This window comes from Sphingobacterium sp. JUb20 (genome assembly GCF_004342035.1).
Lineage (GTDB): Bacteria > Bacteroidota > Bacteroidia > Sphingobacteriales > Sphingobacteriaceae > Sphingobacterium > Sphingobacterium anhuiense.
In genome coordinates this window covers 308,529-316,594 of record NZ_SLYV01000002.1, presented here as the reverse complement: position 1 = coordinate 316,594, position 8,066 = coordinate 308,529, and the positions used below count along the sequence as shown (strand labels likewise).

The 8,066-nt window shown below is 36.2% G+C and carries 6 protein-coding genes and 1 tRNA gene; all 7 read right to left on the bottom strand.

What is annotated here, in order from left to right; genetic code table 11:
* Positions 1–10 precede the first annotated feature (10 nt).
* Positions 11–85, bottom strand: a tRNA-Val gene (locus EDF66_RS04565).
* 187 nt (positions 86–272) lie between these two features.
* Positions 273–2,261: a putative porin gene (locus EDF66_RS04560; RefSeq protein ID WP_132840951.1), complete on the bottom strand. Its 1,989-nt coding sequence runs from the start codon at positions 2,259–2,261 to the stop codon at positions 273–275.
* A gap of 28 nt (positions 2,262–2,289) precedes the next feature.
* Positions 2,290–3,105, bottom strand: coding sequence for a purine-nucleoside phosphorylase (locus tag EDF66_RS04555; RefSeq protein WP_132840949.1), 816 nt, complete (start codon positions 3,103–3,105; stop codon positions 2,290–2,292).
* 69 nt (positions 3,106–3,174) lie between these two features.
* The gene (locus tag EDF66_RS04550) at positions 3,175–4,665 is read right to left on the bottom strand and encodes a sodium:solute symporter (protein ID WP_132840947.1); all 1,491 of its coding nucleotides are present in this window, start codon (positions 4,663–4,665) and stop codon (positions 3,175–3,177) included.
* A 30-nt stretch (positions 4,666–4,695) separates the two neighbouring features.
* On the bottom strand, positions 4,696–5,508 hold the full coding sequence (gene murQ, locus EDF66_RS04545; RefSeq protein WP_021191946.1) for an N-acetylmuramic acid 6-phosphate etherase: 813 nt from the start codon (positions 5,506–5,508) through the stop codon (positions 4,696–4,698).
* A 25-nt stretch (positions 5,509–5,533) separates the two neighbouring features.
* Positions 5,534–6,190 carry a polysaccharide deacetylase family protein gene (locus EDF66_RS26300; protein WP_243655990.1) on the bottom strand — a complete coding sequence of 219 codons (657 nt, stop codon included), beginning with the start codon at positions 6,188–6,190 and terminating at the stop codon, positions 5,534–5,536.
* A gap of 38 nt (positions 6,191–6,228) precedes the next feature.
* A complete protein-coding gene (locus tag EDF66_RS04540) occupies positions 6,229–8,055 on the bottom strand; it encodes a glycoside hydrolase family 9 protein (RefSeq protein ID WP_243655989.1) in 1,827 nt (608 codons plus the stop codon).
* Positions 8,056–8,066: the final 11 nt, after the last annotated feature.

Sequence of the window (8,066 nt, the reverse complement as noted above, 5' to 3'; positions counted from 1 at the left end):
CCTGTTTGCGTGGAGAATACTGGGTTCGAACCAGTGACCCTCTGCTTGTAAGGCAGATGCTCTGAACCAGCTGAGCTAATTCTCCATTTTTTTTTCAGACTTTCAATAAATTAGCTGAGCTAATTTCCCGCTTTAGTTCTCGCTATGTAATGCCTTTCCCTAATTGCGTATGCAAATGTACTGCAAAATTTCGACTCTCAAAATTATTTCAAAAGTTTTTTACGCTTAAAAACGCAATCCACTAGAAGCCACGCATATAATTTTCAATATTTTTAGTCATAGAATTTCCAAGAAACACCAAATCTTATATTCGCATCATTCATCGGATAACGACGAACAGTATAATAGCCTTTTGGCATGCCCAAATATTGGTTTACAAAATTACAACTTATAAAAAGTGTCACGCGTTGTATGTTTGCTGTAGCCCACGCATCAAATATAGGATAAGTCGAAAATTTAATCCCTGCATTATCATTATAAAACTGACTTGCATTAATTGAATAAGATGGTGTTGTAAACGGAGTGTTGAAACGTGCATCAACTCCAATGTTGAAATCAACCACCTTATAAAGCACATTGCTGTAATACAAACTATGCCAGGTATATATTTCAGGAGTTGCAAGTGTTTCCTGCTGATCTGTTTTTTGATATACAATTAAGTTATCCAAGGTAAATTTACTAAACTTGAACTTTTGTCCTACTGAAACCTTTAATAGATTAACAGATCCCAATTGCGCCGGTTCAATTAATTTAGCCAGGCGTGGATCATTTTTCGGATTATCAATCTCTTTAAAGTAAAGATAGTTATCCATTAAAAAGTATTCAACCTTTCCATTGAACCCAATTTTTGGATTGCTATACTGAAAAGCTAGATTTTGTGTTTTTGTTTTATTAAGATCTCGCTCCCATTGATGGTAGGTATAATTCATTCGATTAAATACCATTTCCGGTGATTTATTCTGCGAATAAGCCGAAAGCGTAATTTTACCGACATTCGAACTTAATAAAAAGTCGGCTTTTGCTTCATAAAGATAATCACCAAAATTATGACCCATCACTATCTGATTGACTTTACCTGTCAGATTTACTCGATCTGAGAACTTATACCCTAGCTCCCCTTTTAGCATACCATTTTGATAAAATCTGTTATTGATACCACTATCTGAATACCAATACATATCATGTTGAAAAGCAACATTTAATTTCGCTTCATTTTTAAAAATAGATTTCCCCCTCAAGTAAAAGCTATATTCAAATTCATTTGAAATAGAAGTAATTTCCGTTGTATCCTGCGTTAATCTGGAAGAACCATATGGGAAAGCACCATTAGCATCGGTTTCATTTTTAAAAAAATTATATTTCTGAATCCGTACAGAACTGTTATGTGCAACGCTATTTGTAGGGTAAATCTGCATTGTAGGCTTACCTGCATCAACGGTATCAAGATGACCTAGAAACATCGATTGACGAATGAAAAATGAATTATCACGCCATTCATTTCGAGGTCTATTGTCTCCTTGCCCCTGTAATCTTACGGGGTAACGATCGGATGATTGCTTTTCCTTATCTTTGAATATATTATCTGACAAAATCGAACCATTCTCTGAAGCATCAAGTTTATTAAACACTAAATTTGTCAACAAATTATAGCGGTGATTTTCGGACTCGTACCAAGCAAATAAAGCCGATTTGATATCGGAATACTTCTGATTGGTATAATATCCATCTGCTCTTGTTGCATGAAATTCTCCACCTATATTAAGTCTTGGATTTATATTTTGTGCAAGTCTTGCACGAAATACTTGATCATCAAAGAAAAATCCTACAGCATAAAGTTCCGAAAATCTGGCACGTGCCCTAAAATATTGAATAGAATCCGGTCTGTACAAGGTACGCTCCAAACTGTGAAATCCACTTTGAAAACCTATCGTTTTACTAGGTTGAAATAATAGGTCACGCGTTGCCAAACCATAGGAACCTAAATTGATACTGGGATTCCATGGTAAATTCTGTTTATTGTAATACTGAAAATTACGATGTGATGTATCTATTTGAACGGTGTAGGTTCCTTTTTTCATCATATCCAATGTTGTATATCGAATATATTTAGCAGACAAAATAACAGAATCCTGTTTCGCATCTTCTTTTGCCCGAGCAGAATCTAAAGCACTACTCCATTCATCATTACTTTGTGCTTGAACTTGATTTACAAAACCAAGAATACAACAAAAAATCGCTAATAAGCGCAGGGTCACCTTCATTAATATTTGAACTAGTATTGTTTAAAAACTATTGCAAAGCTATTAATTCTTTCAAAATTAACGTCATCTTTGGTTCAGCTTTTGCAGCTATATCTACGATGTCCTGCAAAGAAACAGGTTGCAGATTATCATGAAAACCCTCATCAGTAATCACAGAGATCGCAAAAACAGGTATATCCATATGATTAGCGACAATAACTTCAGGCACAGTACTCATCCCCACAATATCACCGCCAATCAATCTCATGTAACGATACTCGGCTTTAGTTTCCAAATTTGGTCCTGGGGCAGCTACATATACAACCTCATGTGCCCTAATTTCTTTGTGGACAGCAATGTCTAAACCTTGCTTTACCATTTCACGGTTATAGGGTTGACTCATATCAGGAAAACGTGGACCGAATGCGGCTAAGTTTGAACCACGTAGCGGATTATCTGGCAACAAATTAATGTGATCGGAAATGATACCCAAATCACCTTTAAGAATATTAGGGTTTAAAGATCCTGAGGCATTTGAAACAAAGAGCTTCTGAATGCCCAAGACTTTCATGATACGGATTGGAAATGTAATTTCTTTCATATTGTAGCCTTCATAATAATGAAGTCTACCCTGCATCGCTACAACCCTACGACCATTCAGCATACCGAATATCAATTTACCGGAATGAAATTCAACTGTAGAAATGGGAAAGTTGGGGATATTGGAATACATCAATGAATACTGGACGTCGATCTCATCGACCAACTTACCCAATCCAGTACCTAGTATTATTCCAAATTCAGGCTGAAAATCGCCTATTTTCTTGCGGATAAATCCAGCGGTTTCTTCTATCAATTGATACATACGTGCAAAAAAACTAATTTAATCAAACTTAACTTAATTTTTTTGCACGTACAAATCACTTAACTTTTTTTAATTATGTGAAAGCGCTCTATCGGAGGCTTTACCCGGAGAAGTTAAAATCAACAGTAAGAATGTTATAAAACCATTGATAATGATCAAGTCTAAACCGATTACATACGGCGTATAAACTTCTATTACATAAGTTTTCAAAATATACAAAATAGCTGGTGATATTACACAAATGAAAGGCACTAGTTTGTCTTTAACTGCGTATTTTGTAGCAATACCTACAACAAACAGTCCCAACAATGGACCATATGTGTAACTTGCAGCTGTAAAGATTGCGTTTACGACCGAATCATCATTAATTAATTTGAATACTAAAATCACCAATAACATAACAATAGAAAAGCCAAAATGTACATAATTACGTTGCTTAACCAATACTGGATCATTTGGATTCTCTTTTTTATTAAAATTTAGGAAATCAATACAATACGAAGTCGTCAAAGCAGTTAATGCTGAGTCAGTAGTTGCAAATGTAGCTGCCGTCAATCCCATCATAAAAATTATTGCCGGAAGAATAGCCAAATGATTTAAAGCAATTTCAGGATATAAATAATCACGAGTAGCGAGCTGACTGATATCAATTCCATTTTTCTCTGCATAGATATAGAGCAGTGCTCCAACTGCTAAAAAGAAAATATTGATCACCACAAATACACTGGTAAAAGTAATCATATTCTTTTGAGCCTCTTTGATTGTTCCCATGGAGAGGTTCTTCTGCATCAGATCCTGGTCTAATCCTGTCATGGCAATGGTTACAAAAATCCCCCCTAGAAATTGTTTCCAAAAATTAGCTTTGCTACCAACAAAATCATCCCAAAAGAATATTTTAGAATAGCTACTTTCTTTAACTGCTTCGAAAGTATCAACAATTCCAAAATTTAGTCCTTTAGCCATAAAGTAGATGGAAAGAATAACCGCTGTTATCAAAAATGTTGTTTGCAGCGTATCCGTTACAATTATTGTCTTCAACCCGCCTTTATTTGTATAAAGCCAAATTAACAACAGACAGATTACAACTGTAACTACAAAAGGAATATTCCAAGCATCAAAAATAAAATGTTGCAATACAATAGCAACCAAATAAAGACGAAAGGCAGAACCGATCGTTCTTGAAATTAAAAAGATAGCTGCTCCTGTTTTATAAGTTGTATGACCAAAACGTTCTTCTAAATAGGTGTAAATAGACGTTAGGTTCATCCTATAATATAGCGGTAACAAGACATACGCGATGATAATAAAACCAACGGCATTTCCCAGCACAAACTGAAAGTAGCTAAATTCTGAAGCACCAACTGCTCCCGGTACTGAAATGAAAGTCACTCCTGACAATGCAGTACCAATCATTCCAAAGGCAACCATATACCATTTCGAATTGCGATTAGCCACAAAAAAAGTGGAGTTGTCTGATGATCCCTTTGAAGTAAAATGCGCTACGGCAAGTAAAACAGCAAAGTAGACCACCAAAAATGATAATAAAATTATTGGTGACATAAGTTTGTTTTATAATAGGTGATTTAGTGTTTAGTGTGTTTCTTGATATGCCTCTATTGCCTGGCGCACATGACCAAATTTTTCCAATAATTCTGTTGCTTCAGCTTCCGTTGCATTCGTTTCATCCATAATAATACGAACCCCGCGAGCCATTAATTTATGATTAGATAATTGCATATCAACCATTTTATTTCCCTGCACACGCCCCAATTGGATCATAATGGAGGTACTTAGCATATTCAGTACTAATTTTTGAGCAGTCCCTGCTTTCATACGTGTAGAACCTGTCACGAACTCAGGCCCAACCACTACTTCCACAGGCAATTGCGCCTCTCTTGCTATAGGTGAACCACTATTGCAAACGATACAGCCTGTTACTAATCCCGCGGCATTAGCGGCTTGTAAACCTCCAACTACATAAGGAGTCGTTCCTGACGCGGCAATACCGATAACAACATCCGTTTTATTAATACTATATTCAGTCAAATCCTTCCAGGCTTGTTCTGTATCATCTTCAGCAAATTCAACTGCTTTTCGGATAGCCGTATCTCCTCCTGCAATCATTCCGATAATCCAATCAAATGGAACACCATAAGTTGGAGGACATTCTGATGCATCCAAAACACCTAATCGTCCACTTGTACCAGCACCGATATAAAAAACACGTCCTCCATTTTTCATCTTAGCTACACACTCATTAACCAACGCCTCTATCTGCGGAATAGCTTTTTCAACAGCCATCGGAACGGTCTTATCTTCGTTATTAATATTCGTCAACAACTCCAAAACAGTCATTTTTTCTAAATCCTGGTAATGCGATTCTTTTTCGGTTGTATTTATCATCCTATCTTCTATATTATCCTTTATTCTATTGTAATAACACACGAATATCGACAAATTGATATTCCTCTTTCTTTAACTTATCTATTATTTTACCTAAGCGGTGATAAAATTTATCTTTTCGACGTGAGTCTGTGCCCATATGTATGAGTATGATAAATCCATTTAATCCGTTTAGCTTTTTATTTTGTTCCCATAGCCCTATTTCAATATCATCAGAAGATAAATATCGTTTACCCATTTCAGGATAACTATAATCGGCGGCAGTTCGTAATCCAGGAGTATAATTAATGGGCACATATCCCATTTCCTCACTCCACGCGACAATCTCCTGATTGTACCATTCATACGAAGGAATAAAATATTTGTTATCGGTTCGAAAACCTAATTTTTCTAATTCCCTGAAATTCATCTCCAAATCTTGGACAAATGAATCCTTTGTTACTAATAAACCTTGTCTATTGTCCCAATCACTAAACAATAAATGTTTATCAGAGTGAGCAGAAAGATAATGTTTATTCCTTTTAATCTCCTTTACAACAGAACGAAATTTCGATGTTCTCAAAAAGTCTCCTGTTAGAAAGAAAGAACCCTTTACATCCTTTTCTTTCAATATTTTTAGCACCGTCAATCCACCATCAGCTAAATCATGTCCTGTAAAAACCAGCGCTAGTTGCTTTTGCAAGCTATCTCCTCTCACGATAGCTCCAAAAGAATCTTTAACTACTTTTTTATTTGAGGCTCCTCTAATGCCTTTTGTTCTTGAGAAGCTAACAAATAGATCAATGAAGCAGTACCATCCATTGTAGGTTCATTTGTACTGTAGTCACCATAATCGTCATGATAAACAACAAGATCACTTTGAAATGCGGCATACGGATCCTCATTCAGCAATTTAATTCCGATCAGATTACGATATGTCGAAGTCATTATGGGACCATCAACCAACCCACCATCAATTGGAAAATTCTTTAAATGAGTAAATGCAGAATGCGGATTAACAGGTGTATCTCCCCACGAAGGCAGACCATAAACCATGCTTGTGCCCCAAGGATTTGTACCAAAGATCCAATCTATATTTGCTTGTGCCAATTCATCGTATTGTGTATCCTGTGTCAATTCTTTATACCATAAACATTGAATAGCGAACGATACAGTTAAATTATTACTGCACCAAATAAAAGGAACACCCCTATAAAAGGCATTTGTTTTTGCTCGTTCAAAGACCGACGCTATTCCAGACTTATAATATGAGACAATCTCCTCGCGATCATTGCCTTTTAACTGTTTTCCCAGTTCATAATGCCCTAAATTAATAAATGGATACCATTGGTAATGTGCTGCGGTATCTGTTTCCATCCATGGCGTAATTTTTTCCTGTCGCGCATAAGCTATCGATTCATTTAAAAACCGCTTCTTATTTGTTGCCCCATAAAACATTGCTCCGGCCAGCTCCATATCATCAACCCAATTATCCTCGGCATAAATATAAGGAGACTTCACTGATACTGTTTGTGTTACCCCAGGTTTTATTAATGCAAAGTTATATGCTGTTTTGGCTTTTTTAGCCAAAGTTTTAGCATATTTAATATCATTATTTCGAAACAAAGAACTACCTAGATGGAAAGCGCTCGAAAACTTGGCTGCCGTTGAACTTGTACCTGTTGTATTATTCATAAACTTACCACGTTGCTGCGGTTCGCCATTTATAAAATACACCGGTCTTTCAAAACCTCTTCCATAAAAAGGATCTTCACCAGGCATTCTCATATTTGTATGATCACGGTCATCTGCAATCTGGTTAAACATTAAGTTTGGAGCAGGATGCATCTTTAGCAACCAATCCAATCCCCATTTTGCTTCGTCCAGCACATCAGCGCGACCATTCTGACCATCCAATCCATTTGCCTGCTTTTGATCACCAAATACTTTTGGAAAATCTCTATAAGCAGCTAACAAATGATAAGTAGCATTTGCCGAAGTCGTTGAATATTGCAAATAATCGGAAGCATCATGCCAGCCTCCTCCTGCATCAATACGTGAGCTATCTGCAATACCTACCTTATTAGCATGTAATACAAAACCGTCGTGTGTATGACAGCTATCTTTTAGATACGGGTTAAAAAGCGTTCTTTGTTGCCGCATATAACGAAGTGCAAAATCGGCAGCTCCTTTATAGACATCCTTTCCAATTTTAAAAACTGGTGATTTCACTTTTCCAACTCTTAAATAATAAGAACCCGTATCACGATATGCTGAAAAATCAAACCTAAAGCTCTGCACAAATGGTCCATAAGTTCCAAAATCTTTACCGATTATCTTCGAAAATACACTTTTCTGTGTTTTCGCATCAATCAGTTCAAACCGAGTATAATCAGCCTTTTCCTTTGCTCCAAATACCGCAACTTTAATTCCTGCAGGTGTATACCCTAATTGGTTCACTCTTATCCATGCCTGTTCTTGCGCTTTCGCAAAGTTAAAAACAAAACATGCAAAAACAAGCATAAAAACTCGCTGTAAATGTAATAAGTTTTGCGTAGTTAATTTCATAATTTAGAACT

What these genes read in the sequence shown, in the direction of transcription:
- EDF66_RS04560 (WP_132840951.1), bottom strand. Translation starts at nt 2,261, where the DNA reads ATGAAGGTGACCCTGCGCTTATTAGCGATTTTTTGTTGTATTCTTGGT.
- EDF66_RS04550 (WP_132840947.1), bottom strand. Translation starts at nt 4,665, where the DNA reads ATGTCACCAATAATTTTATTATCATTTTTGGTGGTCTACTTTGCTGTT.
- EDF66_RS04540 (WP_243655989.1), bottom strand. Translation starts at nt 8,055, where the DNA reads ATGAAATTAACTACGCAAAACTTATTACATTTACAGCGAGTTTTTATG.
- EDF66_RS04555 (WP_132840949.1), bottom strand. Translation starts at nt 3,105, where the DNA reads ATGTATCAATTGATAGAAGAAACCGCTGGATTTATCCGCAAGAAAATA.
- murQ (WP_021191946.1), bottom strand. Translation starts at nt 5,508, where the DNA reads ATGATAAATACAACCGAAAAAGAATCGCATTACCAGGATTTAGAAAAA.